The organism is Cognatiluteimonas weifangensis (genome assembly GCF_003416885.1).
In the GTDB taxonomy this organism is placed as follows: domain Bacteria; phylum Pseudomonadota; class Gammaproteobacteria; order Xanthomonadales; family Xanthomonadaceae; genus Cognatiluteimonas; species Cognatiluteimonas weifangensis.
In genome coordinates this window covers 1-25,078 of sequence record NZ_QVPD01000005.1, presented here as the reverse complement: position 1 = coordinate 25,078, position 25,078 = coordinate 1, and the positions used below count along the sequence as shown (strand labels likewise).

Annotated in this window: 21 protein-coding genes and 1 tRNA gene; 12 read left to right on the top strand and 10 right to left on the bottom strand. The window is 72.9% G+C overall.

Annotated features, from left to right (window positions below; all coding sequences use genetic code 11):
- Positions 1–17 precede the first annotated feature (17 nt).
- The 5 genes from D0Y53_RS06195 (at position 18) to D0Y53_RS06175 (ending at position 4,894) form a co-directional block, all read left to right on the top strand.
- A tRNA-Arg gene (locus D0Y53_RS06195) sits at positions 18–94 on the top strand.
- A 116-nt stretch (positions 95–210) separates the two neighbouring features.
- Positions 211–1,743 carry an L-piperidine-6-carboxylate dehydrogenase gene (gene amaB / locus D0Y53_RS06190; protein WP_117202527.1) on the top strand — a complete coding sequence of 511 codons (1,533 nt, stop codon included), beginning with the start codon at positions 211–213 and terminating at the stop codon, positions 1,741–1,743.
- A 118-nt stretch (positions 1,744–1,861) separates the two neighbouring features.
- Positions 1,862–2,920, top strand: coding sequence for a quinone-dependent dihydroorotate dehydrogenase (locus tag D0Y53_RS06185; RefSeq protein WP_117202352.1), 1,059 nt, complete (start codon positions 1,862–1,864; stop codon positions 2,918–2,920).
- Entirely contained in the window at positions 2,913–3,965 is a 1,053-nt protein-coding gene (murB, locus tag D0Y53_RS06180) for a UDP-N-acetylmuramate dehydrogenase (RefSeq protein ID WP_117202351.1), read from the top strand. The genes D0Y53_RS06185 and murB overlap by 8 nt, the downstream gene beginning before the upstream one ends.
- Positions 3,966–4,018: 53 nt before the next feature.
- A complete protein-coding gene (locus D0Y53_RS06175; RefSeq protein WP_386724726.1) occupies positions 4,019–4,894 on the top strand; it encodes a DMT family transporter in 876 nt (291 codons plus the stop codon).
- A 93-nt stretch (positions 4,895–4,987) separates the two neighbouring features.
- Here D0Y53_RS06175 and D0Y53_RS06170 read toward each other — a convergent pair whose 3' ends face one another.
- Positions 4,988–5,746 carry a phosphatase PAP2 family protein gene (locus tag D0Y53_RS06170; RefSeq protein WP_117202350.1) on the bottom strand — a complete coding sequence of 253 codons (759 nt, stop codon included), beginning with the start codon at positions 5,744–5,746 and terminating at the stop codon, positions 4,988–4,990.
- A complete protein-coding gene (ispG, locus tag D0Y53_RS06165) occupies positions 5,703–6,947 on the bottom strand; it encodes a flavodoxin-dependent (E)-4-hydroxy-3-methylbut-2-enyl-diphosphate synthase (protein ID WP_117202525.1) in 1,245 nt (414 codons plus the stop codon). The genes D0Y53_RS06170 and ispG overlap by 44 nt, the downstream gene beginning before the upstream one ends.
- A 187-nt stretch (positions 6,948–7,134) precedes the next feature.
- Between ispG and xseA the strand changes: the two genes are divergently transcribed.
- Together xseA and D0Y53_RS06155 are read left to right on the top strand one after the other, a co-directional pair.
- Positions 7,135–8,484: an exodeoxyribonuclease VII large subunit gene (xseA, locus tag D0Y53_RS06160; protein WP_117202524.1), complete on the top strand. Its 1,350-nt coding sequence runs from the start codon at positions 7,135–7,137 to the stop codon at positions 8,482–8,484.
- Positions 8,485–8,624: 140 nt separating this feature from the next.
- Entirely contained in the window at positions 8,625–10,052 is a 1,428-nt protein-coding gene (locus D0Y53_RS06155; RefSeq protein ID WP_117202349.1) for an aldehyde dehydrogenase family protein, read from the top strand.
- A gap of 17 nt (positions 10,053–10,069) precedes the next feature.
- On the opposite strand, the gene D0Y53_RS06150 is transcribed toward D0Y53_RS06155, so the two are convergent.
- The gene (locus tag D0Y53_RS06150; RefSeq protein WP_117202348.1) at positions 10,070–12,913 is read right to left on the bottom strand and encodes an EAL domain-containing protein; all 2,844 of its coding nucleotides are present in this window, start codon (positions 12,911–12,913) and stop codon (positions 10,070–10,072) included.
- Positions 12,914–13,157: 244 nt separating this feature from the next.
- Here D0Y53_RS06150 and D0Y53_RS06145 point away from each other — a divergent pair, with 244 nt between their 5' ends.
- The 5 genes from D0Y53_RS06145 to D0Y53_RS06125 all read left to right on the top strand — a co-directional run bounded on the left by D0Y53_RS06145 (position 13,158) and on the right by D0Y53_RS06125 (position 18,206).
- On the top strand, positions 13,158–13,727 hold the full coding sequence (locus D0Y53_RS06145; protein ID WP_117202347.1) for an RNA polymerase sigma factor: 570 nt from the start codon (positions 13,158–13,160) through the stop codon (positions 13,725–13,727).
- 7 nt (positions 13,728–13,734) lie between these two features.
- Complete coding sequence (locus D0Y53_RS06140; protein WP_117202346.1) at positions 13,735–14,784, top strand: hypothetical protein; 1,050 nt, start codon at positions 13,735–13,737, stop codon at positions 14,782–14,784.
- Positions 14,781–15,380, top strand: coding sequence for an IMPACT family protein (locus D0Y53_RS06135; RefSeq protein ID WP_117202345.1), 600 nt, complete (start codon positions 14,781–14,783; stop codon positions 15,378–15,380). Before D0Y53_RS06140 ends, D0Y53_RS06135 begins: the two co-directional genes overlap by 4 nt.
- 369 nt (positions 15,381–15,749) lie before the next feature.
- Entirely contained in the window at positions 15,750–17,504 is a 1,755-nt protein-coding gene (locus D0Y53_RS06130) for an ABC transporter transmembrane domain-containing protein (protein ID WP_117202344.1), read from the top strand.
- A gap of 48 nt (positions 17,505–17,552) precedes the next feature.
- On the top strand, positions 17,553–18,206 hold the full coding sequence (locus tag D0Y53_RS06125; RefSeq protein ID WP_117202343.1) for a lysoplasmalogenase family protein: 654 nt from the start codon (positions 17,553–17,555) through the stop codon (positions 18,204–18,206).
- Positions 18,207–18,249: 43 nt separating this feature from the next.
- On the opposite strand, the gene D0Y53_RS06120 is transcribed toward D0Y53_RS06125, so the two are convergent.
- The 7 genes from D0Y53_RS06120 to D0Y53_RS06085 all read right to left on the bottom strand — a co-directional run bounded on the left by D0Y53_RS06120 (position 18,250) and on the right by D0Y53_RS06085 (position 24,861).
- A complete protein-coding gene (locus tag D0Y53_RS06120; protein WP_117202523.1) occupies positions 18,250–19,893 on the bottom strand; it encodes an acyl-CoA dehydrogenase family protein in 1,644 nt (547 codons plus the stop codon).
- Positions 19,894–20,581: 688 nt separating this feature from the next.
- Positions 20,582–20,788, bottom strand: a complete 207-nt coding sequence (locus tag D0Y53_RS06110) for a cold-shock protein (protein ID WP_117202341.1) — start codon at positions 20,786–20,788, stop codon at positions 20,582–20,584.
- Between the two features lie 99 nt (positions 20,789–20,887).
- On the bottom strand, positions 20,888–21,667 hold the full coding sequence (locus D0Y53_RS06105) for an S-methyl-5'-thioinosine phosphorylase (protein WP_117202340.1): 780 nt from the start codon (positions 21,665–21,667) through the stop codon (positions 20,888–20,890).
- Between the two features lie 102 nt (positions 21,668–21,769).
- On the bottom strand, positions 21,770–22,327 hold the full coding sequence (locus tag D0Y53_RS06100; RefSeq protein WP_117202339.1) for a hypoxanthine-guanine phosphoribosyltransferase: 558 nt from the start codon (positions 22,325–22,327) through the stop codon (positions 21,770–21,772).
- The gene (gene nagZ / locus D0Y53_RS06095; protein ID WP_117202338.1) at positions 22,324–23,322 is read right to left on the bottom strand and encodes a beta-N-acetylhexosaminidase; all 999 of its coding nucleotides are present in this window, start codon (positions 23,320–23,322) and stop codon (positions 22,324–22,326) included. The genes D0Y53_RS06100 and nagZ overlap by 4 nt, the downstream gene beginning before the upstream one ends.
- A 176-nt stretch (positions 23,323–23,498) precedes the next feature.
- On the bottom strand, positions 23,499–24,179 hold the full coding sequence (locus D0Y53_RS06090; RefSeq protein ID WP_117202337.1) for a DsbA family oxidoreductase: 681 nt from the start codon (positions 24,177–24,179) through the stop codon (positions 23,499–23,501).
- A gap of 175 nt (positions 24,180–24,354) precedes the next feature.
- Positions 24,355–24,861, bottom strand: a complete 507-nt coding sequence (locus tag D0Y53_RS06085) for a CYTH domain-containing protein (RefSeq protein ID WP_117202336.1) — start codon at positions 24,859–24,861, stop codon at positions 24,355–24,357.
- Positions 24,862–25,078: the final 217 nt, after the last annotated feature.

The window sequence follows — 25,078 nt, the reverse complement described above, 5'->3', positions numbered from 1 at the left end:
TGCGAAAATCAGCGATTGCCCCCGTAGCTCAGCTGGATAGAGCGTCCCCCTCCTAAGGGGAAGGTCGTGCGTTCGAATCGCGCCGGGGGCGCCAGAGGTTATGCAGGTCCCTCTGCAAGAGCCCGCACATCCCCGTGCGGGGATCCAATGGAAAAGCCACCCGGAAGCGGTGCAACGCGCCCGGACAGCATCAATCTGGAGTTCCTCACGATGACCCACCCCGTCCTCACCGCCCTCGGCCTCGGCGACAACGAGTCCGGCACCTACCTCGGCAACGGCGAGTGGTCGCAGACCCGCGATGCCGGCGTGCTGGAACCGGTCAATCCCACCGACGGCAGCGTGCTGGCGCGGGTGCAGGCGTCCTCGCAGGAGGACTACGACACCATCGTCGAGCGCGCCCAGGCCGCGTTCAAGGTCTGGCGCACGACCCCGGCGCCGCGCCGCGGCGAGGCCATCCGCCTGTGCGCGGACGCGCTGCGCGCCAACAAGGACAAGCTCGGCTCGCTGGTGGCGCTGGAAATGGGCAAGTCCAAGCCCGAGGGCGACGGCGAGGTGCAGGAGATGATCGACATCGGCGACTTCGCCGTCGGCCTCTCGCGCCAGCTGTACGGCCTGACCATGCATTCCGAGCGCCCCGGCCACCGCATGTACGAGCAGTGGCACCCGCTGGGCCTGGTCGGGATCATCTCGGCGTTCAACTTCCCGGTCGCGGTCTGGGCCTGGAATTCCTTCGTCGCGGCGGCATGCGGCGACATCTCGATCTGGAAGCCCTCGCCCAAGGTGCCGCTGTCGGCGATCGCGGCGCTGCGGATCTGCAACCAGGCGCTGAAGCAGGGCGGCTTCCCCGACCTGTTCTTCCTGTTCAACGACGCCGGCAACGAGCTGGCGCAGGGCTTCGTCGACGACAGGCGCGTCGCGCTGATCTCCTTCACCGGCTCCACCCGGGTCGGGCGCATGGTCGGCGAGCGCGTGGCCCGGCGCATGGGCCGCTCGCTGCTGGAACTGGGCGGCAACAACGCGATCATCCTCGACGAGACCGCCGACCTGAAGCTGGCGATCCCGGGGATCGTGTTCGGCGCGGTCGGCACCGCCGGCCAGCGCTGCACCACCACCCGTCGCCTGTTCGTGCACGAGAAGATCCACGACGACGTGCTGGCCCGGCTGGTCGCCGCGTACAAGCAGGTCGAAGGCAAGATCGGCGACCCCACCGACCCGAAGAACCTGATGGGCCCGCTCAACAGCCGCGACGCGGTGCAGGCCTACCTGGACGCGATCGCGAAGGCGAAGGCGGCCGGCGGCACCGTCGCCAGCGGCGGCGCCGCGCTCGAGCGCCCGGGCAACTTCGTGCTGCCGACCATCGTCACCGGCCTGGCCAACAGCGCCGAGGTGGTGCAGACCGAAACCTTCGCCCCGATCCTGTACGTGATGAAGTTCCGCGACCTCGACGACGCCATCGCGATGCAGAACGACGTGCCGCAGGGCCTGTCGTCCTCGATCTTCACCAACAACCTGAAGGCGGCGGAGAAGTTCCTGTCGGCGGCCGGCTCGGACTGCGGCATCGCCAACGTCAACATCGGCACCTCGGGCGCGGAGATCGGCGGCGCCTTCGGCGGCGAGAAGGAAACCGGCGGCGGCCGTGAGTCGGGGTCGGACGCCTGGCGCGCCTACATGCGCCGGCAGACCAACACCATCAACTACTCCGATTCGCTGCCGCTGGCGCAGGGCATCAAGTTCGACCTGTAGTTTTTTCCCTCATTCCCGCGCAAGCTGGAATCCCGCGTTTTCGCGACCAACGAATCGAACGTCGCCGGATCCCGGCTTGCGCCGGGACCACGGCAAGCCCGGGGATCCGCCCTTGACGATGTACGGCCTCGCCCGCCCGTTCCTGTTCGGCCTGGAGCCCGAGCGCGCGCATGCGCTCGGGCTCTCGGCGCTGGAAAGCGCGTATCGCTGCGGGCTCGACCCGCTGCTCGCGGCCCGGCCGCAGCCGCTGCCGACCAGGGCGCTGGGGCTGGCTTTTCCCAATCCGGTCGGCCTGGCCGCCGGGCTGGACAAGAACGGCGCCCACGTCGACGCGCTGCTGGCGCTGGGCTTCGGCTTCGTCGAGGTCGGCACGGTGACGCCACGGCCGCAACCGGGCAATCCGAAGCCGCGGATGTTCCGCCTGCCGCGGTACCGCGCGATCATCAACCGCATGGGCTTCAACAACGACGGCGTCGAGGCGCTGGTGCGCAACGTCGGCCGCGCCCGGCGCAAGGGCGGCTTGCTCGGCATCAACATCGGCCGGAACAAGGACACGCCCAACGAGTCGGCCGAATCCGACTACCTGTTCTGCCTGGAGCGGGTGTATCCGCTGGCCGACTACGTCACCGTCAACATCTCCTCGCCCAACACCGCCGGCCTGCGCGAGCTGCAGGAGGAGCAGGCCCTGCGGCGGCTGGTGGGCGCGCTGCGCGAGGCGCAGGAGCGGCTCGGCGCCCGGCACGGCAAGCGCGTGCCGATGCTGGTCAAGGTCTCGCCCGATCTCTCGGACGACGACATCGACGCCGCCGGCCGGGTCCTGTCCGACCTGCAGGTGGACGGCGTCATCGCCACCAACACCACGGTATCGCGGCTCGCGGTGCAGGACGATCCGCACGCGCGCGAGAGCGGCGGCCTGTCCGGCGCGCCGTTGATGGACAAATCGACCGCGGTGCTGCGGATGCTGCGCACGCGCCTGCCCGAGTCGATTCCGTTGATCGGCGTCGGCGGCATCCTGCACGGCGCCGACGCGGCCAAGAAGATGGCCGCCGGCGCGGCGCTGGTGCAGACCTACACCGGGCTGGTGTACCGCGGCCCGGCGTTGATCGGCGAATGCGTCGAAGCCATGCGCCGGCGCAAGGAAGCCCCCAGCCGCGGCAACCTGCCGCCGCATGACTGAGGCCGCGATGGGCGGTTACCGGCTGCTCGAGAACGCGCGCCTGGACGCGCGCAACACCTTCGGCGTGTCCGCGCGCGCGCCGCTGCTGGTGGAAGTGGCCGATGCCGCCGCGCTGCCGGAACTGTTCGGCTACGCGCTGCTGCGCGACGAGCCGGTGCTGGTGCTCGGCGGCGGCAGCAACCTGCTGTTCGCCGGCGATCCGCCCGGCGCGGTGCTGGCGCTGGGTGGACAGCGGATCCGGATGCTCGAGGACGACGGCGAGCGCGCGATCGTGCGCGCCGACGCCGGCGTGGAGTGGCACGCGCTGGTGCTGTGGACCCTGGGCCATGGCCTGGCCGGGCTGGAGAACCTGGCGCTGATCCCCGGCACCGTCGGCGCCGCGCCGATCCAGAACATCGGCGCCTACGGGGTGGAAGTGCGCGAGCGCATCCACGCGGTCGAAGCCTTCGAGCGCGCCGCCGGCACGCTGCGGCGGCTGTCCGCCGCCGACTGCGCGTTCGCGTACCGGGACAGCCTGTTCAAGCACGCGCCGGAGCGGTTCGTGGTGACCGCGGTGGAGTTCGCGCTGTCGCGCACGCCGGCGCTGCGCCTGGACTACGCCGGGCTCGGCGCGGAACTGGCCGCGATGGGTGCGGACGCGCCGCGCCCCTCGCTGGTGGCCGAGGCCGTGTGCCGCATCCGCCGCCGCAAGCTGCCCGACCCGGCCGTGCTCGGCAACGCCGGCAGCTTCTTCAAGAATCCGATCGTGCCGGCCGCGCAGGCGCAGGTGCTGCAGGCCGAGCATCCGTCGCTGCCGGCGTTCGGCGGCGGCGATGCGGCCCTGCGCAAGCTCTCGGCCGCATGGCTGATCGAGGCCTGCGGCTGGAAGGGACACCGCGAGGGCGACGCCGGCATCGCTGCCTCGCATGCGCTGGTGCTGGTCAACCACGGCCACGCCAGCGGCGCGCAGCTGCTGGACCTGGCGCGACGGATCGCCGCCTCGGTGCACGCACGCTTCGGCGTGGCGCTGGAGCCGGAACCGCGGATCATCGGGGCGCATTGGTGAGCGCGCAGCGGCCCGAGGCGGAGCGCCCGGCCCCGTTCCTCAAGGCCGCATCGCTGATGCTGCTCAGCACCACCTTCTTCGGCCTGATGGCGGTGGTGATCCGGCTGGCTTCCGATGCCGGCATCGCCACGGTGGAAATCGCGTTCTTCCGCAACTTCTTCGGCCTGCTGGCGCTGCTGCCGTTCCTCCGCCGCGGCGGCCGTGCGGTGTTCCGCACGCAACAACTGCCGCGCTACTTCGTGCGCTGCGCGATCGGCGTGGCCTCGATGCTGTGCGGCTTCTGGGCGATCGGCCACCTGCCGATGGCGCAAGCGATCTCGCTGTCCTACTCGGCGCCGCTGTTCGTGACCATCGCGGCGGTGATCTGGCTCGGCGAAATCGTGCGGCGCCGGCGCTGGACCGCGGTGATCCTGGGCTTCATCGGCGTGCTGGTGATCGTGCGTCCCGGTACCGAAGGCTTCAGCGCCGGCTCGCTGGTGGCGGTCGCGGCGGCGGTGCTGAGCAGCATCGTCGCGATCCAGATCAAGCAGCTGTCGCGGGTCGACGCGCCGGACACGATCGTGTTCTACACCTACGCGTTCTGGGTGCCGATGTCGCTGCTGCCGGCATTGTTCGCGTGGCAATGGCCGCAGGGCATCGCCTGGCTGTGGCTGGCGGCGATCGGCGTGCTGGGCACCGGCGGCCAGCTGTTCTGGACCCGGGCGCTGAAGCTGGGCGAGGTCTCGGCCCTGACCCCGATCAGCTTCATGCAGCTGCCGCTGGTGACCGCGCTGGCGTGGCTGCTGTTCGACGAGGTGATCAGCCGCTGGACGGTGATCGGTGCGTTGATCATCTTCGGTGCCAATGGCTACATCGCGCATCGCGAGGCGCAGCTGTCGCGGCGCGCCGCCACCAGCGCCCCGGTCGAGGCGGCCAAGCCGGGCGAATGAGGCGGTGCGTGCTGCGTCGGCGGCCGCTCCGGCACACGACCGCCCGGCGAGCCCCTGCCGACCCGATGCCCGCAATCCCGCCAATCCCTGCCGCTACGACCGCGGCAGGCGCAGTTGCCAGGGCCGCTGGCGGCCGGAGAACACCAGCCCGTAGGCGCCCACCGTCCACACCGAAGCCGCGGCCCAGCCGGCGAGGATGTCGGAGGGGTAATGCACGCCCAGGTACACCCGCGACAGCCCCACCGCCAGCACGAACGCCGCGGCGGATATCGTCACCGGCCAGCGCAGCGGCCGGCCGCCGGGCGTGCGCCGGTACCAGCACAGCAGCACCACGACCAGCGCCAGGGTCATCGAGCCCATGGCGTGGCCGCTGGGAAAGCTGTAGCTGGTTTCCGGCCACAGCGCCGGCCACAGCGCCGGCCGCGCCCGCGCGAAGGCATGCTTGGCAAGGACGTTGAGCAGCGCCGAGCCGACGATGGCGATCCCCGCGAACAGGCCTTCGCGCAACCACCGCCGCCACGCCAGCCCCAGGATCAGCAGCACGTCGACCGGGATCACGCCGTAGCCGTAGCCCAGCGCCGACAGCGCCACGAACGCGCGGTCCCAGCCGGCGCCGGCAAGGTCGCGCGCCAGCCACAGCAGCGGTGCGTCGAAGAAGAACGGCTCGCCCTCGTGCAGCTCCTCGACCAGCGCGCCGAAGCCCCACAGCGGCAGCAGCAGCCCGGCGAACACCAGCAGCAGGCGGCGGCCGTGCAGGCGCAGGAACGCGGCGCCGAAACGCGCCTCGGCGCGGGCGCTGCGCGCGATCTCAGCCGCTGTGGGCGGCGGCCCGTCCGTATTTGCGTTCGACATAGTCGTCGATGATGGCGACGAAATCCGCCGCGATGCCGTCGCCGCGCAGGGTGACGGTCTTTTCGCCGTCCACGAACACCGGCGCCGCCGGCGCCTCGCCGGTGCCGGGCAGCGAGATGCCGATGTCGGCGTGGCGCGACTCGCCCGGACCGTTGACCACGCAGCCCATCACCGCCAGGGTCAGGTGTTCGGCGCCAGGGTGGGTGATCTTCCACTGCGGCATTTTTTCGCGCACGTGCTCCTGCACCACCTTGGCCAGTTGCTGGAAGAACTCCGAGGTGGTGCGGCCGCAGCCCGGGCAGGCGGTGACCATCGGCGTGAACGCGCGCAGGCCCAGGGTCTGCAGCAGCTCCTGCGCGACGATCACTTCCTGGGTGCGCGAGGCGCCCGGCTCGGGCGTGAGCGAGATGCGGATGGTGTCGCCGATGCCTTCCTGCAGCAGCACCGCCAGCGCCGCCGAGGAGGCGACGATGCCCTTGCTGCCGATCCCGGCCTCGGTCAGGCCCAGGTGCAGGGCGAAGTCGCTGCGCGCGGACAGGTCGCGGTAGACCGCGACCAGCTCCTGCACGCCGCTGACCTTGGCCGAGAGGATGATGCGTTCGGCCGGCAGGCCCAGCTCGATCGCACGCTGCGCCGAATCCAGCGCCGAGCGGATCAGCGCCTCGCGCAGCACGCGGCTGGCGTCCCAGGGCTCGGCGCGGCGCGCGTTCTCGTCCATCAGCCGGGTCGCCAGGTCCTGGTCCAGCGAGCCCCAGTTGGCGCCGATCCGCACCGGCTTGTCGTGGCGCAGCGCGAACTCGATCAGCTGCGCGAACTGGGTGTCGCGCTTGTTGCCGAAACCGACGTTGCCGGGATTGATCCGGTACTTGGCCAGCGCCTGCGCGCAGGCCGGCTCCCTGGCCAGCAGTTGGTGGCCGTTGTAGTGGAAGTCGCCGATGACCGGCACCTCCACGCTCATCATCCGCAGGCGTTCCACGATCCGCGGCACCGCCGCGGCCGCGGCGGCGGTATTGACCGTGACCCGCACCAGCTCGGAGCCGGCGCGCCACAGGTCCGCGACCTGCTTCACGGTGGCCGCGACATCGGCGGTATCGGTGTTGGTCATCGACTGCACGACGACCGGGGCGCCGCCGCCGACCAGGACGTTGCCGACCCGGACCTGGCGGGTGACGCGGCGCGGCGCGGGACCATAGGCATCCATGCGTGCATTGTAGCGACCGCGCACGCGGTTCCGTTCCGGCCGCCGGCAGGCACGGCCGGCGGAACCTCCCGCGATGGCCCATCGCACCCCGCCGCAGGCCCGTCCGGCGACCGCGACGCCCGGCGACCTCCGCGGCCCGCGCCCGTCGCCGTCGGCCGGCGGCGCCACGATGGCCTATCCTGAGTCGATGAATACCGCAGCCGCCGGCGAGGTTCTGACCCCCAGCCAGCTCAACACCCTGGCCCGCGACCTGCTGGAAGGCGCGTTCCCGCTGGTGTGGGTGGAGGGCGAGCTCAGCGGGGTTTCGCGGCCGGCGTCCGGGCACCTGTATTTCTGCCTCAAGGACGCGCGCGCGCAGGTGCGCTGCGCGATGTTCAAGCCCAAGAGCACGTGGCTGAAGTTCGCCCCGCGCGAAGGCCTGCGGGTGCTGGCGCGCGGGCGGCTGACCCTGTACGAGGCGCGCGGCGACTACCAGCTGGTGCTCGACCACATGGAAGAGGCCGGCGAAGGCGCGTTGCGGCGCGCGTTCGAGGAGCTCAAGGCCAAACTCGCCGCCGAAGGCCTGTTCGACGCCGCGCGCAAGCGCGCCCTGCCCGCCTACGTGCGCCGGCTGGGGGTGCTCACCTCGCCCTCCGGCGCCGCGGTGCGCGACGTGCTGAGCGTGCTGGCGCGGCGTTTCCCGCTGCTCGAGGTCGAGATCCTGCCGGTGCCGGTGCAGGGTGCGACCGCGGCAGCGCAGATCACGACCCTGCTGCGCCGGGCGGCCGCCAGCGGCCGTTTCGACGCGCTGCTGCTGACCCGCGGCGGCGGCTCGCTCGAGGACCTGTGGGCGTTCAACGACGAGCAGCTGGCGCGCACGATCGCCGCGTCCGCGGTGCCGGTGGTGTCCGCGATCGGCCACGAGACCGACTTCAGCCTCGCCGACTTCGCCGCCGACCTGCGCGCGCCCACGCCCTCGGCCGCGGCCGAGCTGCTGGTGCCGCACGCCGAGGACCTGCAACGGCGCCTGCGCGCGTTCGACGCGCGCCTGCGCAACCTGCAGCGGCAACGCCTGCGCCAGGCGATGCAGCGCGCCGATCGCGCCGCGCTGCGGCTGCAGGCGCTGCGCCCGCAGGCCCGCTTGCAATTGCTGCACCGTCGCCAGGCCGAGGCCCTGCGCCGCCTGCGCGCGGCCTGGCAACGCCGCGGCGAACGCGAGCGCTCGCGCCTGCGCCACGCCGACGCGGTGCTGCGCGCGCTGCATCCGCAGCGGCGGCTGACCCGCCTGCAGCAGCGGCTGCAGGCGCTCGCGCCGCGGCCGCGCGCCGCACTCGCGCGCAAGCTCGCCGGCGACGCGTTGCGCCTGCGCGGGCTGGCGCGTTCGCTGGCCGCCGTCAGTCCGCTGGCCACGGTCGCCCGCGGCTACGCGATCCTGCAGCATCCGGACGGCCGCATCGTGCGCAGCGTGGTCGATGCGGCCGTGGGCGCGGCGCTGGAGGCGCGGCTGTCGGACGGGCAACTGCGACTGCGCGTGGAAGCCGCGACCCCCGATCCGTAGGAGCGGCGTCAGCCGCGAAGCCCTGGCCACAGGATCGCGGCTGACGCCGCTCCTACGAGGACCAAACCCAACGTCGCGCACCGCAGCGACGACCCGGCGTTGACCCGGGATGCGCAAAGCTGGCACCAAGGAGACCTGCGATGCTGAAGCCGTCCTATCCCTACTACCTCGCCAACCGGGCGGTCGCCGCCAACGCCGACCTGGACGTGCTGGACAAGTATTCGGGCCGGCGCGCCACCCGCGTCGCCCTGGCCGATGCCGCCACCGTGCGCGCGGCGATCGCGGCCGCGCACCAGGCGCGCGCGGCGCTGGCGGCGTTCCCGCCGGACGCGCGCCGCGACGTGCTGGAACATTGCGTGCGCCGCTTCGGCGAGCGCCACGAGGAGCTCGCGCTGGCGCTGTGCATCGAGGCCGGCAAGCCGATCCGGGACGCGCGCGGCGAGGTCACGCGGCTGATCGACACCTTCCGCATCGCCGCCGGCGAGGCCACCCGCATCGATGGCGAGGTGGTGGAGCTGCAGATCTCCGAACGTAGCCGCGGCTACCGCGGCCTGACCCGGCGCGTGCCGGTGGGCGTGTGCGGCTTCATCACCCCGTTCAACTTCCCGCTCAACCTGGTGGCGCACAAGGTCGCGCCGGCGATCGCGGCCGGCTGCCCGTTCGTGCTCAAGCCCTCAGAGCGCACCCCGGTCGGCGCGCTGATCATCGGCGAGGTGCTGGCGGAAACGGACCTGCCTGCGGGTGCGTTCTCGATTCTGCCCTGCTCCAACGACGACGCCGCGCCATTGGTCGAGGACGAGCGCATCGCCCTGCTCAGTTTCACCGGCGGCCTGGTCGGCTGGGAGCTCAAGGCCCGCGCCGGGCGCAAGAAGGTGGTGCTGGAGCTGGGCGGCAACGCCGCCTGCATCGTCGACGCCGATCCCGGCCGCCCGCTGGAGGAAGTCGTGGCGCGGCTGCTCACCGGCGCCTATTACCAGTCCGGCCAGAGTTGTATCGGCGTGCAGCGCATCTACGTCCACGCCAGCCTGTACGAGCCGCTGCAGCGGCAGCTCGCGGCGGCGGTCGCCCGGCTGCGCATGGGCGATCCGCGCGAGGAGGAGGTGTTCATCGGGCCGATGATCGACACGGCCGCGGCGCAGCGCGTGGAACGCTGGATCGCCGCCGCGGTGGCCGGCGGCGCGCGGCTGCTCGCGGGCGGCCCGCGCCAGGGCAACCTGCTGCCGGCGGCGCTGCTGGAACACGTGCCGCACGACAGCGATCTGTACCGCCGGGAAGCCTTCGGCCCGGTCGCGCTGCTGGAGCCGTTCGACGACTTCGACGCCGTGCTGGCGCAGGTCAACGGCAGCGACTTCGGCCTGCAGGCGGGCGTGTTCACCGGCAACCTGGCGCACGCGCTGCGCGCCTGGGACCGGCTCGAGGTCGGCGGCGTGATCGTCGGCGACATCCCCAGTTTCCGCGTCGACAACATGCCCTATGGCGGGGTCAAGGGCTCCGGCCTGGGCCGCGAGGGCGTGCGTTACGCGATCGCCGAGATGACCGAGCCGCGGCTGCTGGTGCTCCGCAGTTGACCCGTGCGTGATGGCGCCTACGCCGGCTGCGGGTGCCCGTAGAAATAGCCCTGGCCGAACTGGCAGCCGAGCTCGAGCAGGATGTCGCGCTGCGCAGGCGTCTCGATGCCCTCGCCGATGGTGTCGATGCCCAGGGTCCCGGCCAGCGCCAGGATCGCGCGCACCAGCGCCAGGCTCTCGGCGCGGGTCTCGCCGTCGAGGCCGGAGACGAAGCTGCGGTCGATCTTCAGCGACTGGATCGGGAACCGGTGCAGGTACGACAGCGCCGAGAAACCGGTGCCGAAATCGTCCAGCAGCGCCTGCACGCCGCGGCCGCGCAGGGTGTTGAGCATGCGCAGCGCGCGCGGCGCGTCGTCCAGCAGCGCGCCCTCGGTGATCTCGATCCGCAGCCGGTGCGGGTCGGCGCCGGCGGCGTCGAGCATCCGCAGCAGGCGCTCGGCGAAATCGTCGGAGTGGAAGTGCCGCGGCGAGACGTTGATCGAGACGTAGCCCTCGCGCTGGTCGCGCAGCCAGGCAATCACGCGCTCGTAGATCAGCCAGTCGACCTGCTCGATCAGGCCGCTGTCCTCGCCCACGCCGATGAACTCGCCCGGCGGCAGCGCGCCGTGCAGGTCGTGGTTCCAGCGCAGCAAGGCCTCGTGGCCGACCACGACGCCGTCGGCCAGGCGCACGATCGGCTGGAAGTGCGGCTCGAAGGCATCGCCCATGATCGCCCGGCGCAGGTCCGCCTCCAGGTCCAGCAGCCGGATCGCGTGCGCGCGCATCGCCTCGTCGAACAGCGCGCTGCGGTCGCGGCCCTCGGCCTTGGCGCGGTACATCGCCGCGTCGGCGTCGCGCAGCAGCTCCTCGCCCAGGCGATAGCGCGGCTGCCACTGCGCGATGCCGATGCTGGCCGAGGGAAACAGCTCGCGCCCGCCCAGCCACAGCGGCTTGCCCAGCGCTTCCAGGATCCGCGTCGCCAGCGCGACGCTGCCGGCGCCGTCGGCCACCTGCTCGGCCAGGATCGCGAACTCGTCGCCGCCGAAGCGCGCCACCACGCCCTCCTCGCCGAGCGCCCCGGCGATGCGGCGGCCGATCTCCACCAGCATCTCGTCGCCGGCGGCATGGCCGATGCTGTCGTTGATCAGCTTGAAGCGGTCCAGGTCCAGGAACAGCACGGCAAAGCCGCCGTCGGCGCTGCCGCGCATGCGGTTGATCGCCGCGTCCAGCCGCTCCAGCAGCTGCGGCCGGTTGGGCAGCCCGGTCAGGGCGTCGTGCCGGGCCTGGTGGGTCAGGCGCTGTTCGGCGCGCACGCGCTCGCCGATCTGCGCGCGCAGCTCGCGATTGGCGCCGGCCAGCTCCTGGGTGCGCGACTCGACCCGGAACTCCAGCTCCGCGTGCGCGGCCTTGAGGTATTCCTGCGCGCGCTTGCGCGCCAGGCCGCCGCCGATGTGGTGGGCGACGAAGGTCAGCAGCTCCTGGTCGCGCGGGCTGAAGGCGATGTCCGGGGTGTAGCTTTGCACCGCGATCGCGCCGACCACGGCGCTGTCGCGCAACAGCGGCACGCCGAGCCAGCAGTGCGCCAGCGCGCCGTGACTGCGCACGTCGCCGGTGGCCTCCAGTTCGGCGATGCGGGCGCGGTCGGCCAGCAGCGCCTCGCCCTGGGTGATCACGTATTCGGTCAGGCCGTTGGCGATCCTGCGGGTGACGCGGGTGGAGTCGCGCTCGTCGACCGAATACGGGAACTCGATGTGCTTGCCGTCCTGGGTCAGCAGCGCAATGTAGAAGTTGCGCGCGTACAGCAGCTCGCCCACGACCGCATGCAGGTCGGCGTAGAAGTGCTCCATGCTGCCGGCGGTGACCGAGAGCTCGGTGATCCGGTACAGCGCGCGCTGCAGCCTTTCCGCGCGCTGGCGCTCGACGATCTCGGCCTGCAGCACCAGGTTGGCCTGCTGCAGCTCCAGCGTGCGCTCGTCCACGCGCCGTTCCAGCTCGACCTGCGCGTGCTTGCGGTCGAGCGCGGTGAGGATGTGCTGGGCGACGTACTCCAGCAGCGCGCGGTCCTCGTGGCTGTAGCTGGCCGGGTGGTCGTAGCTCTGCACCACGATCGCGCCGCTGACGCGGTCGTCGCGGCGCATCGGCACGCCGAGCCAGTCGGCGCTGTCGGGGCCATGCCGGAGGTCCAGGTGCACGCCCAGCTCCTGGCGCAGGCGCGCCGACGGCCCCAGCAGCGGGCGGCCCTGGCGCAGCAGGGCCACGGTCAGGCTGTTGGGCATCTCCGCGATCGAAATCTCGGTGTCGGGCTCGGCGACGTAGGGGTCCAGGCGGTCGGCGAAATACAGGAAACGCACGCTCTCGCGGATGTCGTCGTAGAGCACGATGTAGAAGTTTTCCGCATACATCAGCCCGGCGACCACCGCATGCAGACGGCCGAGCATTTCCTGCATCTCCAGGCCGGAGCCGGCGAGGTCGGCGATCTCGTACAGCGCCTGCTGCAGGCGCTGCGACTTCTGCAGCGATTCGATCCGGCCCTGCGCGCGCACCGCAGCCAGGGTGGCGGCGACCGTGCAGCGCACCAGCGCCAGCCAGACCGCGCGTGCGGCCGGCGGCAGGGCGTCGCCCAGCTGCGCAGCCAGGGCGATGCGCGCGTCGCCCTCGTTCCAGGCCTCGCCGAGCACGCTCGCCGACTGCGGCGGGACGTCGCCGTCGAGACAGGCCCGGGCCAGCGCGTGCAGCGGGGGGCCGGCGCCGGGCGTGGCGGAAACGCCGTTGCCCGCGTCCGGATCGCGCCAGGCCACGACCACGTCGGAGCCGGCCGGCAGGGCGTCGGTCAGCGCCTCGGCCAGACGCGCCAGCGCCGGCGCGACGACCGGCGCCGGCATCCTGGCCGCTTCCGCGGTGAGAGTCCCCCTGCCCATCGCCGCAGGATAACGTCTGGCGCGACCGCCACCGCAACCCCGGCCGGCGCGGGCGGACGTTCCTGGACGAACGGGCCGGTTGCGGCCCGCGGGAGGCAATGCCACGGTGACGACCGCAGGGCCACACCCGGAGCGGATCGGCGCGGTCGCGGCGCGCGCCGGCGGCCGGGGATTCCCGCTGCGCGGGACAACGCTTACCCTGCCGGCGATGGACGACAGCCCCGCCGACCACCCCGCCGACGCCAGCGACGAGGCGCTGATGCTGGCCTATGCCGGCGGCGCCGCGGCCGCGTTCGAGCAGCTGTACGCGCGCCACCGCGGCCGCCTGTACCGCTTCCTGCTGCGGCAGCTGCACGACCCCGCGCTGGCCGACGAGCTGTTCCAGGATGTCTGGCAGCGGGTCATCGCCGCCCGCGCCGGCTGGGCGCCTGCGGCGCCGTTCGGCACCTGGCTGTACCGCATTGCCCACAACCGCCTGACCGACCATTGGCGCGCGCTGCAGCATCGCCCGCCGGCGCCGGCCGACGCCGAGGCGCGTGCCGCGCGCATACCCGACCACGACACCCCCGAGCGCACACTCTCGCAATTCGAGCAGCGCCGGCAGCTGCAACTGGCGCTGGACGCCCTGCCCGCGGAACAGCGCGAGGTGCTGCTGCTGCGGCTGGAACAGGAACTGACCCTGGAGCAGATCGGCGCGATCACCGGCGTCGGCCGCGAGACGGTCAAGTCGCGGCTGCGCTACGCCATGGACAAGCTGCGCGCCCGCCTGCCGGAATGACCCAGACATGAGCCCGCACGAGCCGACCCCGCTGAGTCCCGAAGAACGCGCGCTGGCGCAACGCCTGGCGCAGCTGGGCCCGCACGGCGAGCCGTCGCCGGCGCTGGACACCCGCATTCTCGCCGCCGCGCATGCCGCAGCCCACCGCGCGCCGCACCGGCCACCGTGGCGCGGCTGGCCGCTGGGCCTGGGCATCGCCGCGTCGCTGGCGCTGGTCCTGGGCGTGGCCTGGCGTCTGCGGCCCCTGCCCGACGTCGCCCCCGCCTACCGTTCCGAAGCCGAGTCCGCGCTGCGCAGTGCGCCGGCCGCCGTCCCCACGCTGCCCGACCGCGCCGCGGCGGCGGCCCCGTCGGTAGCGGCCCCGTCGACAGCGACCCCGCCGGCAGCGGTCCCGGCGACCGCAACCACGGCCGCCGTCGACACGGCGCCGCCGGCGACCCGCCGCGCCGCGCCGCGCCGCATGGCTCTCCCGACACCCGCACCAGCGCCGACCGCACCGCAGGAACCGCCGGTCGCGTTCCCGGCCCCGGCCCCCATGCCACAGCCCGCGCCGCCGCCGCCCCCGGCGACCGAACCCGCCGCGGCCCCGCCGGCCGACCGCGCCGTCACGGCCCCGGCCGCCGCTGCCGCGCCCCAGGCGGGCGGCGCGAGCAAGGCCGCCGCAGTTGCGCCTCCGGCCAAGGGCACGCGCCAGGCCACCGCCGATGCGGCCGCAATCGCCTCGCAACGCGCGTCTGCGCCCGCCGCCCCGACGGCTCCGACCGCGCAGCAGGCGTTCGCCGTGCCCGCCGCGGCTCCGGCTCCCCCCGCTGCCGACAGCGCCGCCGAAACCGCCGAGGCCGCCGAGGCCGCCGAGGCCGCCGGCAACGACGAACCGGTGAACGACGTGCCGCCGGCCACCGTCGCCACACCGCAGGTGCGCGACGCCTGGCTGGCGCGCATCCGCGAACTGGCCGCCGCCGGCCGCAGCGATGAAGCCCGCGCCAGCCTGCGCGAGTTCCGCCACCGTTACCCGGACTATCGGCTGCCCGACGACCTGCGCGCGTTGCTGCCGTGAGCGACACCCTGGCCGCACCCGCGGCATACGCGCTGGAGGTCAAGCACAGCCGTTTCCTCGCCCACGCCGCGCCGGTGGCCAGCGCCGAGGCCGCGCTCGCCTTCCTGGCGCAGACGCGCGATCCCGCCGCCACCCACAACTGCTGGGCCTGGCGCATCGGCAGCGCCTACCGCTCCAGCGACGACGGCGAACCGGCCGGCACCGCCGGGCGCCCGATCCTGGCCGCGATCGACGGCCAGGACTGCGACCGGGTGATGGTGGTGGTGACGCGCTGGTTCGGCGGCATCAAGCTCGGCGCCGGCGGCCTGGCGCGCGCCTACGGCGGCGCCGCGGCGCAATGCCTGCGCAACGCGCCGCGGCTGCCGCTGGTGGCGCGCTGCACGTTGCGGCTGCAGGCCGGGTTCGACGACCTCGGCGCGGTCCACGCCGCGCTCGCCGGCTGCGACGCCGACAAGCTCGAAGAAACCTTCGCCGCCGACGGCCTGCACCTGCGGGTATCGCTGCCTGCCGACCGCGTCCAGGCGCTGCGGCAGCAACTGCGCGACGCCACCCGCGACCGCGTGCGCATCGCTGTCGATCCCTCCCCCGCGCCGTAAGCCAAGCCTGGTCGTACCCGCACGGCCGGCCACCCCGGCAATTACCGGGAACGGCGCGGCCGGCGCCGGTCGCTGCCATCGCCGCCGCCACCACCGACAGGCACGCGCTGGCCGGGCAGCGGCACTGCCTGTGCGGCAGCGCGCGGACAGCCCCTCAACCAGCCGAAACGGCCGATCGTGGGGATGCGCCCAGATGTTGGCGTGATGGACGTTCTCGTCCGGGACCGTGGACTCCGGCCCCGCACCACCCGTCACCGCGCGCTGTCGCCGCCGCGCAGCGTGCCCGGCGGGATTCCGCGACAGCGGCCATCGCGCTTGCACTTGACCTGCGCGGTCGCGCCGCGCACGCCGAGGCTTCATCATGGCGGCATGACCGATTCCATCCCCGCCAAGGCCCCGGTCGGCACGCTGCGTGCGCTGTGGCCCTTCGTCCGCGCGCATCGCGGCCTGTTCGTCGCCTGGCTGCTGGCGCTGGCCTGCTCCTCGACCGCCACCCTGAGCCTGCCGGTCGCGTTCCGGCACATGATCGACCAGGGCTTCTCCAGCGGCGCCAACATCGACCGCGCCTTCGTGTTCCTGTTCCTGGTGGCGCTGGCGCTGGCGCTGGCGACCGCGGCGCGCTTCTACTTCGTCACCCTGCTGGGCGAGCGCGTGGTCGCCGACATGCGCGACAAGCTCTACGCGCACCTGCTCGGCCTGGACGCCGGTTTCTACGACCGCAACCGCAGCGGCGAGCTGGTCTCGCGCCTGACCGCCGACGCCGAACTGCTGCGCAGCGTGGTCGGCTCCAGCATGTCGGTGGCGTTGCGCAGCACGGTGACCGTGATCGGTTCGATCGCGATGCTGTTCGTCACCAGCCCGCACCTGGCCGCCTACGCGCTGTTCGGGATCCCGCTGGCGGTGCTGCCGATCGTGCTCGGCGCGCGACGGCTGCGGACGATGTCGCGCGCCAGCCAGGACCGTGTCGCCGACGCCAACATGCTCGCCACCGAAACCCTCGGCGCGGTGCGCACGGTGCAGGCGCACGCGCGCGAACCCTACGAACGCGGCCGCTTCGGCAGCGCGCTGGCGCTCGCGGTGGAGACCGCGCGGCGCCGCATCCGCGCCCAGGCCGTGGTCACCGCGGTCGCGATCGTGCTGATCTTCGGCGCGATCACGCTGGTGCTGTGGTCCGGCGCGCATGACGTGGTCAGCGGCGAGATGAGCGCCGGCACGCTCGGCCAGTTCGTGCTGTACGCGCTGATCGGCGGCGGTTCGGTCGGCTCGCTGGCGGAGGTGTGGAACGAGCTGCAGCGCGCCGCCGGCGGCATGGGCCGGATCTCGGAGCTGCTGCAGCACACGTCCGCCATCGCCGCGCCGGCGCAGCCGCAGGCGCTGCCGCGGCCGGTGCGCGGCGCGATCGCCTTCGACCAGGTCACGTTCCACTACCCGATGCGGCCCGACCAGCCGGCGCTGGACGGCTTCGACCTGCGCGTGCAGCCCGGCGAGACCGTCGCCCTGGTCGGCCCGTCCGGCGCCGGCAAGAGCACCGTGTTCGCGCTGCTGCTGCGCTTCCACGACCCCGACCGCGGCAGCATCGCGCTCGACGGCATCGACGTGCGCGCGCTCGACCCGGCGGCACTGCGCGACGCGATCGCGCTGGTGCCGCAAGCGCCGACGATCTTCGCCGCCAGCGCCGCCGACAACATCCGCTACGGCCGCCTCGAGGCGACCGACGCCGAGGTCCGCGCCGCCGCCGCCGCCGCCGAGGCCGACGACTTCCTCGACGCGCTGCCCGAGGGCTTCGCCAGCGAGCTCGGCGAGCGCGGCGCGCGCCTGTCCGGCGGCCAGCAGCAGCGCGTGGTGATCGCCCGCGCGCTGCTCAAGGACGCGCCGGTGCTGCTGCTGGACGAGGCCACCAGCGCGCTCGACGCGCAGAGCGAACGCGCGGTGCAGCACGCGCTGGAAAACCTGATGGCCGGCCGCACCACGCTGGTGATCGCGCACCGCCTGGCGACCGTGCTCAAGGCTGACCGCATCGTGGTGATGGACCGCGGCCGGATCGTCGCCGAGGGCACGCACGACGCGCTGATGGCGCAGGGCGGGCTGTACGCGGAACTGGCAAAACTGCAGTTCCTGGACTGAGCGCACCGGCCGCGCGGCGCGTTCCGGCAACGGTGCACGGGAGAACGCATGGCCACCGCCACGGCAATCGCAGCGATCGTGTGCCTGCTGGCGTGCGCGGCGCTGCTCGCGGCCGAGTGGCGCCAGTCGTTGCTCGGTCGGGCGAGCTTCAAGCTCCTGGCCAGCAGCGCGTTCGTGGTCGTCGCGCTGCAGTCCGGCGCCACGACCTCGGCGTACGGCCGCTGGGTCCTGGTGGCGCTGGCACTGAGCTGGATCGGCGACGCGTTGCTGCTGTCGCGGCAAAGCCGCCGGTTCCTGGCCGGCCTCGCCAGCTTCCTGCTGGCGCACGTCGCCTTCGCGCTGGCGTTCGCGCAACGGCCGTCGGATCCGGTGCTGCTGGCGGCGGCGCTGGCGGCGATGGGCGGCTTCGGTGGCGGCGTGCTGGCGTGGCTGTGGCGGCATCTGTCGACGCCGTTCTACCGGATCGCGGTGAGCGCCTACGTGCTGGCCATCGTCGCCATGGGCGCGCTCGCGATCGCCGCCAGTGCGGCCGCGGGGACGTGGTTACCCGCGGTTGGCGCGGTGGCCTTCGCCGCGTCCGACCTGGCGGTCGCGCGCGACCGTTTCGTTGCGCCCGGCTTCGCCAACCGCGCCTGGGGGCTGCCGCTCTACTACGCTGCGCAGCTGCTGCTGGCGGCGTCGGTCGCCGCCGCGGCGGCCTGAGCCGGCATCGCCCCGGCTGCGCGCCGGGCTGCGCCGGGAGCGGCTATGCCACCGGCAAGGCGCGGGCGAGGATGGCGTCGCACGCAACCTCGTCCGGCAAGACGCCGAACAGCGGCCCGGCGCCGCCGGCAAGCCGGCTGCGGCAATAGGCGTCGGCCAGCGGGCTGCCCGCGCGCAGCAGCGTGGCCGCCGCCAGCGCCAGCGCCAGCTGCCCGACCAGCCGCCGCGCCGCGCCCTCGGCGCAGGCGGATCCGGCCAGCGCCGCGCGCAACGCCGCGGTCGCGTCGTCGAGCAGCGGATGCAGGCCGCCGGCCGCCTCGAGTTCGGCCAGCAGCGCGGCGCCGGTCTCCGGTTCGCGCGCCAGCGCGCGCAGCACGTCCAGGCACTGGATGTTGCCGCTGCCTTCCCAGACCGAGTTGAGCGGCGCCTGCCGGTACAGTCGTGCCAGGAGCGATTCCTCGACGTAGCCGTTGCCGCCCAGGCATTCCAGCGCCTCGCCGACGAACGCCGGCGCGCGCTTGCAGATCCAGTACTTGCCGATCGCGGTGGCGATGCGGGCGAAGGCGGCCTCGCGCCGGCTGTCCTCGCTGTCGCCACGCTGCGCGACGTCGACCGCGCGCGCCACCCGCAGCGACAGCGCCAGCGCGGCCTCGGCCTCCAGCGCCAGGTCGGCGAGCACGTTGCGCATCAGCGGCTGCTCGACCAGGCGCTTGCCGAAGGCGCGGCGGTGGCGGCAGTGGTGCAGCGCCTGCGCCAGCGCCATGCGCATCAGTCCCGCGGAACCGAGCATGCAGTCCAGTCGGGTTAGCATCACCATCTCCAGGATGGTGGCGATGCCGCGACCCTCGGCGCCGACGCGCCAGGCGCGGGCGCCATCGAACTCGACTTCGGACGAGGCGTTGGACCAGTCGCCGAGCTTGTCCTTGAGCCGCAGCAGGCGCAGGCCGTTGCGCGTGCCGTCGGCCAGCAGCCGCGGCAGCAGGAAGCAACTCAACCCGCCCGGCGCCTGCGCCAGCACCAGGAAGCCGTCGGACATCGGCGCCGACAGGAACCACTTGTGCCCGTGCAGCGCGTAGGTCGCGACATCATCCTGCCCGGGCAGCGGCGTGGCGACGGTGGTGTTGGCGCGCACGTCGCTGCCGCCCTGTTTCTCGGTCATGCCCATGCCCAGGGTGACGCCGGCCTTGGCGGCGATCGGCAGCGCGCGCGGGTCGTAGTGCGGGGCGGCGGCCTTGTCGGCCCAGGCGCGCAAGGCCGGCTCGCGGCGCAGCACCGGCACCGCGGCATGGGTCATGGTCAGCGGGCAGCTGCTGCCCGGTTCGGCCTGGTAGTGCAGATAGGCGAGTGCGGCGCGGGCGACATGGGCACCGGGTTGCGGCTCATGCCAGGAGAGGCCGGCGACGCCGTGCTCGATCGCCGCCTGCATCACCGCGTGATAGGCAGGATGGAAGTCGACCGTGTCGATGCGGCGGCCGCGGCGGTCGTACTGGCGCAGCCGCGGGCGGTCGCGGTGGGCGTCGTCGGCGAACCGCAACAGCGTGTCGCCGGCGAGCGCGCCGTAGGCGGCGATGCGCGGGGCGAAAGCAGCGGCGCCCTCGCGCGCCAGCGCCTCGCGCAGGGCCAGGTCGTCGCGCCACAGGTCGCGCGGAGCGAACTCCGGCGGCTGGTTGTCGGCGCCATCGCCCATGGCGGCGGTGCCGGCGGCGACGGGAATCTCGGTAGCGGCTGCCATCGGCATCCTCCGCTGTGGCCCGCTGCCGATTGTGCACCCGCCGACCGCAAAGATTCTGGCCCGGATCCGGGAATCGGTTGCGAACGCAATCGCCACCCGGCAGCCATGGGCGACTGCGCGAGCTTGCAGTCCATCGCTTCGGGCTTTTTTCTGCGGGCGCCAACTCACCTGCCAGAAGCCGGTGGCCCGACCTGTGCGGGACCGTCGGCGGCATGGATGCCGCCGAGGAGCCTACAAGGACGTATTCACGGCGTGTCCCGCACAGGTCGGGCCACCGGCTTCCCCCACGGAAGCTTCCGCACTTGAAGGGAAGTCTCACGGCGTGTCCCGCGCGCAGGTGGGGCCGCCGGCTTCCTCCACGGAAGCTTCCGTACTTGAAGGGAAGTCTCACGGCGTGTCCCGCACAGGTCGGGCCACCGGCTTCCCCCGCAAAGGTTTCCACACTTGAGGGACCTATTCACGACGGTCCTGCACAGGCCGGGCGCGCCGGCTTCCCCTGCAGAGGCTTCCGCACGGAAGCATGCATTGACGGCATGTTCCGCGAAGACCGGGTCACTGGTTTCTCCGCAGCGATCCCCACTCGGAAGAAGAGCCACAAAAAAGCCCCGCCGTAGCGGGGCCTGGAAGCGGGGATCGCGCCGGCTCAGGCGACCGGCTGCACGCCGGCGGCCTGGGCGCCCTTGGGACCCTGGGTGACCTCGTAGCTGACGCGCTGGCCTTCCTGCAGGCTGCGGAAGCCCTTGGAGTTGATTGCCGAATAGTGCACGAACACGTCGGCGCTGCCGTCCTCGGGCGCGATGAAACCGAAACCCTTGGCGTCGTTGAACCACTTCACGGTGCCGTACTGCATAGCGCTGGTGACCTCGTCTGGATGCGGTGTGCGTGCGCTGGCGCGTGGGGCGGCCGGGCGCACGGGCCGAGTATGCAAAAGCTGCCGGGGCGCTGGCAATCACCCCGCCAGCAGCGCGGCGATGATCCGCGACACGCCGGCGCTGGCCGCGGCGACATTGCCGAGCACCTCGTCGAAGGTGATGGTCGCGTCCGGATCTGGCCCGGCGCCGGCGGCCCAGTTGGCGACGATCGCCAGGCAGGCGTAGTCCAGGCCGAGCTCGCGCGCCAGGCCGGCTTCGGGCATGCCGGTCATGCCGACCAGGTCGCAGCCGTCGCGGCGCAGGCGCGCGATTTCCGCGCGCGTCTCCAGGCGCGGCCCCTGGGTGGCGCCGTAGCAGCCGCCGTCGACCACGGCGACGCCGGCGTGTGCCGCCGCGGCCAGCAGCTGCGCGCGCAGCGACGGCGTGTATGGTTCGCCGAAATCCACGTGCAGCACCGCGCCCCCGCGGCCATCTTCGGCATCGCCCTCGCACAGCGTGGAGATGCGACCCCAGGTGTAGTCGATCAGCTGGTCGGGACAGCCGAGCACGCGTGGGGCGTAAGCGGGCGCGATGCCGCCGACGGTGTTGAGCGCGAGCACGCGCGTGGCGCCGGCCTGCTGCAGCGCGGCGAGGTTGGCGCGGTAGTTGATGCGGTGCGGCGGCACGCTGTGGCGCTCGCCGTGGCGGGCGAGGAAAGCGACGCGGCGACCGCCGAGGGCACCGATCCGCAGCGGTCCGGACGGCGCGCCATAAGGGGTACCGGGCAGCTCGGTGCGGACATCGGCGAGCTCGGCCAGGGCGTAGACGCCGGTGCCGCCGATGACGGCCAGGTCGATCGCCGGATGCGGTTGACTCATGTCGACTCCTGTGCGGTCGCGTTGCGGGCCTGCGGCTTGCAGCCGCGCAGATTCGTCATTCCCCGCCGCCTGCCGGGTGCGCCCGCGGCGGCGACCGCGAGGTCAGTCCCGCAAGGCATAGATCGCGGGCAGGTTGCGGCCCTGTTCGTGATAGTCCATGCCGTAACCGAACACGTAGCGGTCGGGCACCTCCAGGCCGGCATAGTCGGCGACCAGGCCGGGCACGCAGCGGTCGTGGCGCTTGACCGTGAGCGCGGCGATGCGCACCTCGCGCGCGCCCTGCTGCAGGCACCAGGCGCGCACCGTGGCCAGGGTGTGGCCCTCGTCGAGGATGTCGTCGACCAGCAGCACGCGGCGGCCGCGCAGCGGCGTTTCCGGACGGTGCTTCCACACCAGCGTGCCGCCAGAGGTGGCGCCGCGGTAGCGGGTGGCGTGCAGGTAGTCGAACTGCAGGTCGAGCCCGCGCGCGCCCAGCGCCAGCGCCAGTTGCCCGGCGAACGGCAGCCCGCCGTGCATCACCGTCAGGTACACCGGCACGCTGCCGGCGTAGTCGTTGCGGATGCGCGCGGCCATGCGCGCGATCGCGCGCTCGATCGCGGTGTGGTCGTGGACGATGTCGGCATTGGCCAGCGCCGTGGCCAGCTCCGGCACCGCGCTCATGCCAGGCCTCCGGACAGGCGCGCCTGCGCGGCGCCGTAACGGGCCTGCGCCAGCAGTCCGTCCCAGCCCATCGCGCCGCGGCCGATCAGGCCGACCAGCGCGGCGGTGTTGAGGGTGCGGCCGGCGATCGCGGCCAGCGATTCTTCCACCAGTTGCGGATGGCACACCAGCACCACGTCGCAGCCGGCGTCCAGGTGGGCGTCGATCCGCGCCTTGACCCCGCCGGCGGAGAACGCCGCGGCCATGCCGATGTCGTCGGAAAACACCACGCCGCGGAACCCCAGCTCGCCGCGCAGGATCTCCCCGATCCAGCGTCGCGAATAGCCGGCCGGTTCCGGCGCGACCCGCGGATAGACCACGTGCGCCATCATCACCGCGTCGGCCTTGGCCTCGATCCCGGCGACGAAGGGCACGAGGTCGAGGGCGCGGATTTCCTCGAGCGTGCGCGCGTCGATCGCGGTGTCCACGTGCGTGTCCTCCGGCACCGAGCCGTGGCCGGGGAAGTGCTTGAGCGTGGCGGCCATGCCGGCGGCGTGCATGCCGTGCACGTAGGCGCGGGTGAACGCGGCGACGACCTGTGGATCCTCGGCAAAGGCGCGATCGCCGATGGCGCGGTTGCCGCGGCCCAGGTCGACCACCGGGGCGAAGCTCAGGTCCACGCCGCTGGCGCGGATCTCGCTGGCCATCAGCCAGGCGTGCTCCTGCGCCAGTTCCAGCGCGGCAGCCGGATCGGTCGCGTACAGGCGGCCGAAACCCTGCAGCGACGGCAGCGCGCTGTAGCCGTCGCGAAAGCGCTGCACGCGGCCGCCTTCCTGGTCCACGCAAACCAGTTGCGGCCGCGGCGCGGCTTCGCGGATCGCCTGCGCGAGTTCCGCCACCTGCGCGCGCGAGGCGAAGTTGCGCGCGAACAGGATCACTCCGGCGCAGGCGTCGTGCTGCAGCCAGTCGCGTTCCTGCGCGGCGAGTTCGGTGCCGGCGATGCCGATCACGAGCATGCGGAAAATCTCCAGGCGCGGCGCCCTGCGCCGGGGCGGCATTGTCGCGCAGTTGCGCGGCCGGGCGTAAGCGGCCCCGGCCCCGGCCTGCCGACCGTGCCGGTCGCGCCCGCGTGAACGCGCGGAGACGCTGCCAGGCCATCCCGCGACACGCCTGGCGTGCGCCGACTCCCGTCTCAGCTGCAGCCGTCCACGCCGCAGGCCGCCGCGGCCGGTTCCGCAGCGGCGCCGACACCGGCCTGCGCGAACGCCTGCAGGAACGCCTCCGGCGGCTGCGCGCCCTGCACCAGCACGCGGCCGTCGATCACGAAACTGGGCACCGCGCGGATGCCCAGCTGCTGCGCCTGCGCGATCTGCGCGCGGACTTCGGCCAGGCCCTCGCCGCCCGCCAGCAGCGCATGCACGCGCGCCTCCGGCAGCCCGCCCGCGGCGCCGGCAGCGACCAGGGTCGACGCCTCGGCGAGGTTGCGGCCTTCGGCGAAGTGGGCGCGGAACAGCGCTTCGCCGACCGCGTCGGCATCGCCTTCGCGCGCGGCCAGCCACAACAGCCGGTGCGCCTTGAGCGTGCTCACGCGGACCTGGCCGCGGTCGAAGTCGAACGGCAGGCCTTCGGCGCGACCGGTGTCCTGGGTCCGGCGCAGGAGTTGCTCGGTGCGCTCGGCGCCACCGAACTTGCGCGCATAGGCCTCGCGCAGCGGCACCGGCGTGTCGCCGGCGTCGGGATCGAGCAGGAAGGCGTGCCAGTGGATCTCGGCGTTGCGGCCGGCCTCGCCCAGGCGCGCCAGCGCGGCGCGCAAGCGGTGCTTGCCGATCCAGCACCAGGGGCAGACCACGTCGGACCAGATGTCGATGCGCATGACCGGACTATGGGGTCGCCGCGACGCCGGCTCAAGCACTCGCCTGGGCGCGCGGCGACCACCGGCAGCGGCCCTTGCGGCGGCGCCCATCGCAATCCCGGATCCGGGGCGAGGCAGGCATCGGGGACAGCGCACCGGAGCAAGCGCGGCCGACGCTACGAGACCTTTTCGGCGGCTACCGGGTCCTTTCAGCCGGCGACCATTGCGCGTAAGGGCGTGTGGCGAGTGCGAGGTTGTAGTAGCGCGCGATGTCGGTGACCTCGGCGCCGAGCCAGGCGGGACGGGCGAAGACCTCGTCGGCGGCCTGCAGCTCGATCTCGGCCACGACCAGGCCGGCGTTGTCGCCGAGAAACTCGTCGACTTCCCACAGGTGGCCGGCATGCATGACTTCATGCCGGCGTTTGTCGATGCGGCCGCCGACGCACAGCGCCAGCAGCGCGCGCGCATCGGCGGTCGGGATCGGATAGTCGAATTCCTGCCGGGTGTGCCCCAATTCGCGCGACTTGAGGTTGAGGAAAGCGTCATCGCCGGCGATGCGCACGCGCACCGAGGCGCGCATCGCGCCGCTGTCCATCGCGGCCAGGTCGTTGAGGTAGCCCTGTGCCATCGGCGTCACCGCGTGCGCGGCAGGGCGCCAGGTGTCGTCGGTGACCAGGAATTTGCGTTCGATTTCCAGTGCCATGCAGTGTTTCCAGACAAGCTGCTTGTATCGCGAAAGATTTTGACCCTTCTTCCGCCTGCGAGGATCAATTTCGGAGAGCACGGCCTAGTCTCGGGGGAACGGCACGGCCTGATCTGGGGGGAGATCGGCTTCGGAGGGAGTCGCCGCCCGGCGGGCTGGGGGTGCTGCGCCCTCCTGACGACCTCCTGTCTTTAAGTCGGGTCGTGGACCCTCCATG

What these genes read in the sequence shown, in the direction of transcription:
- amaB (WP_117202527.1), top strand. Translation starts at nt 211, where the DNA reads ATGACCCACCCCGTCCTCACCGCCCTCGGCCTCGGCGACAACGAGTCC.
- D0Y53_RS06185 (WP_117202352.1), top strand. Translation starts at nt 1,862, where the DNA reads ATGTACGGCCTCGCCCGCCCGTTCCTGTTCGGCCTGGAGCCCGAGCGC.
- murB (WP_117202351.1), top strand. Translation starts at nt 2,913, where the DNA reads ATGACTGAGGCCGCGATGGGCGGTTACCGGCTGCTCGAGAACGCGCGC.
- D0Y53_RS06170 (WP_117202350.1), bottom strand. Translation starts at nt 5,746, where the DNA reads ATGTCGAACGCAAATACGGACGGGCCGCCGCCCACAGCGGCTGAGATC.
- ispG (WP_117202525.1), bottom strand. Translation starts at nt 6,947, where the DNA reads ATGGATGCCTATGGTCCCGCGCCGCGCCGCGTCACCCGCCAGGTCCGG.
- xseA (WP_117202524.1), top strand. Translation starts at nt 7,135, where the DNA reads ATGAATACCGCAGCCGCCGGCGAGGTTCTGACCCCCAGCCAGCTCAAC.
- D0Y53_RS06155 (WP_117202349.1), top strand. Translation starts at nt 8,625, where the DNA reads ATGCTGAAGCCGTCCTATCCCTACTACCTCGCCAACCGGGCGGTCGCC.
- D0Y53_RS06150 (WP_117202348.1), bottom strand. Translation starts at nt 12,913, where the DNA reads ATGCCGGCGCCGGTCGTCGCGCCGGCGCTGGCGCGTCTGGCCGAGGCG.
- D0Y53_RS06145 (WP_117202347.1), top strand. Translation starts at nt 13,158, where the DNA reads ATGGACGACAGCCCCGCCGACCACCCCGCCGACGCCAGCGACGAGGCG.
- D0Y53_RS06140 (WP_117202346.1), top strand. Translation starts at nt 13,735, where the DNA reads ATGAGCCCGCACGAGCCGACCCCGCTGAGTCCCGAAGAACGCGCGCTG.
- D0Y53_RS06130 (WP_117202344.1), top strand. Translation starts at nt 15,750, where the DNA reads ATGACCGATTCCATCCCCGCCAAGGCCCCGGTCGGCACGCTGCGTGCG.
- D0Y53_RS06125 (WP_117202343.1), top strand. Translation starts at nt 17,553, where the DNA reads ATGGCCACCGCCACGGCAATCGCAGCGATCGTGTGCCTGCTGGCGTGC.
- D0Y53_RS06120 (WP_117202523.1), bottom strand. Translation starts at nt 19,893, where the DNA reads ATGGGCGATGGCGCCGACAACCAGCCGCCGGAGTTCGCTCCGCGCGAC.
- D0Y53_RS06110 (WP_117202341.1), bottom strand. Translation starts at nt 20,788, where the DNA reads ATGCAGTACGGCACCGTGAAGTGGTTCAACGACGCCAAGGGTTTCGGT.
- D0Y53_RS06105 (WP_117202340.1), bottom strand. Translation starts at nt 21,667, where the DNA reads ATGAGTCAACCGCATCCGGCGATCGACCTGGCCGTCATCGGCGGCACC.
- D0Y53_RS06100 (WP_117202339.1), bottom strand. Translation starts at nt 22,327, where the DNA reads ATGAGCGCGGTGCCGGAGCTGGCCACGGCGCTGGCCAATGCCGACATC.
- nagZ (WP_117202338.1), bottom strand. Translation starts at nt 23,322, where the DNA reads ATGCTCGTGATCGGCATCGCCGGCACCGAACTCGCCGCGCAGGAACGC.
- D0Y53_RS06090 (WP_117202337.1), bottom strand. Translation starts at nt 24,179, where the DNA reads ATGCGCATCGACATCTGGTCCGACGTGGTCTGCCCCTGGTGCTGGATC.
- D0Y53_RS06085 (WP_117202336.1), bottom strand. Translation starts at nt 24,861, where the DNA reads ATGGCACTGGAAATCGAACGCAAATTCCTGGTCACCGACGACACCTGG.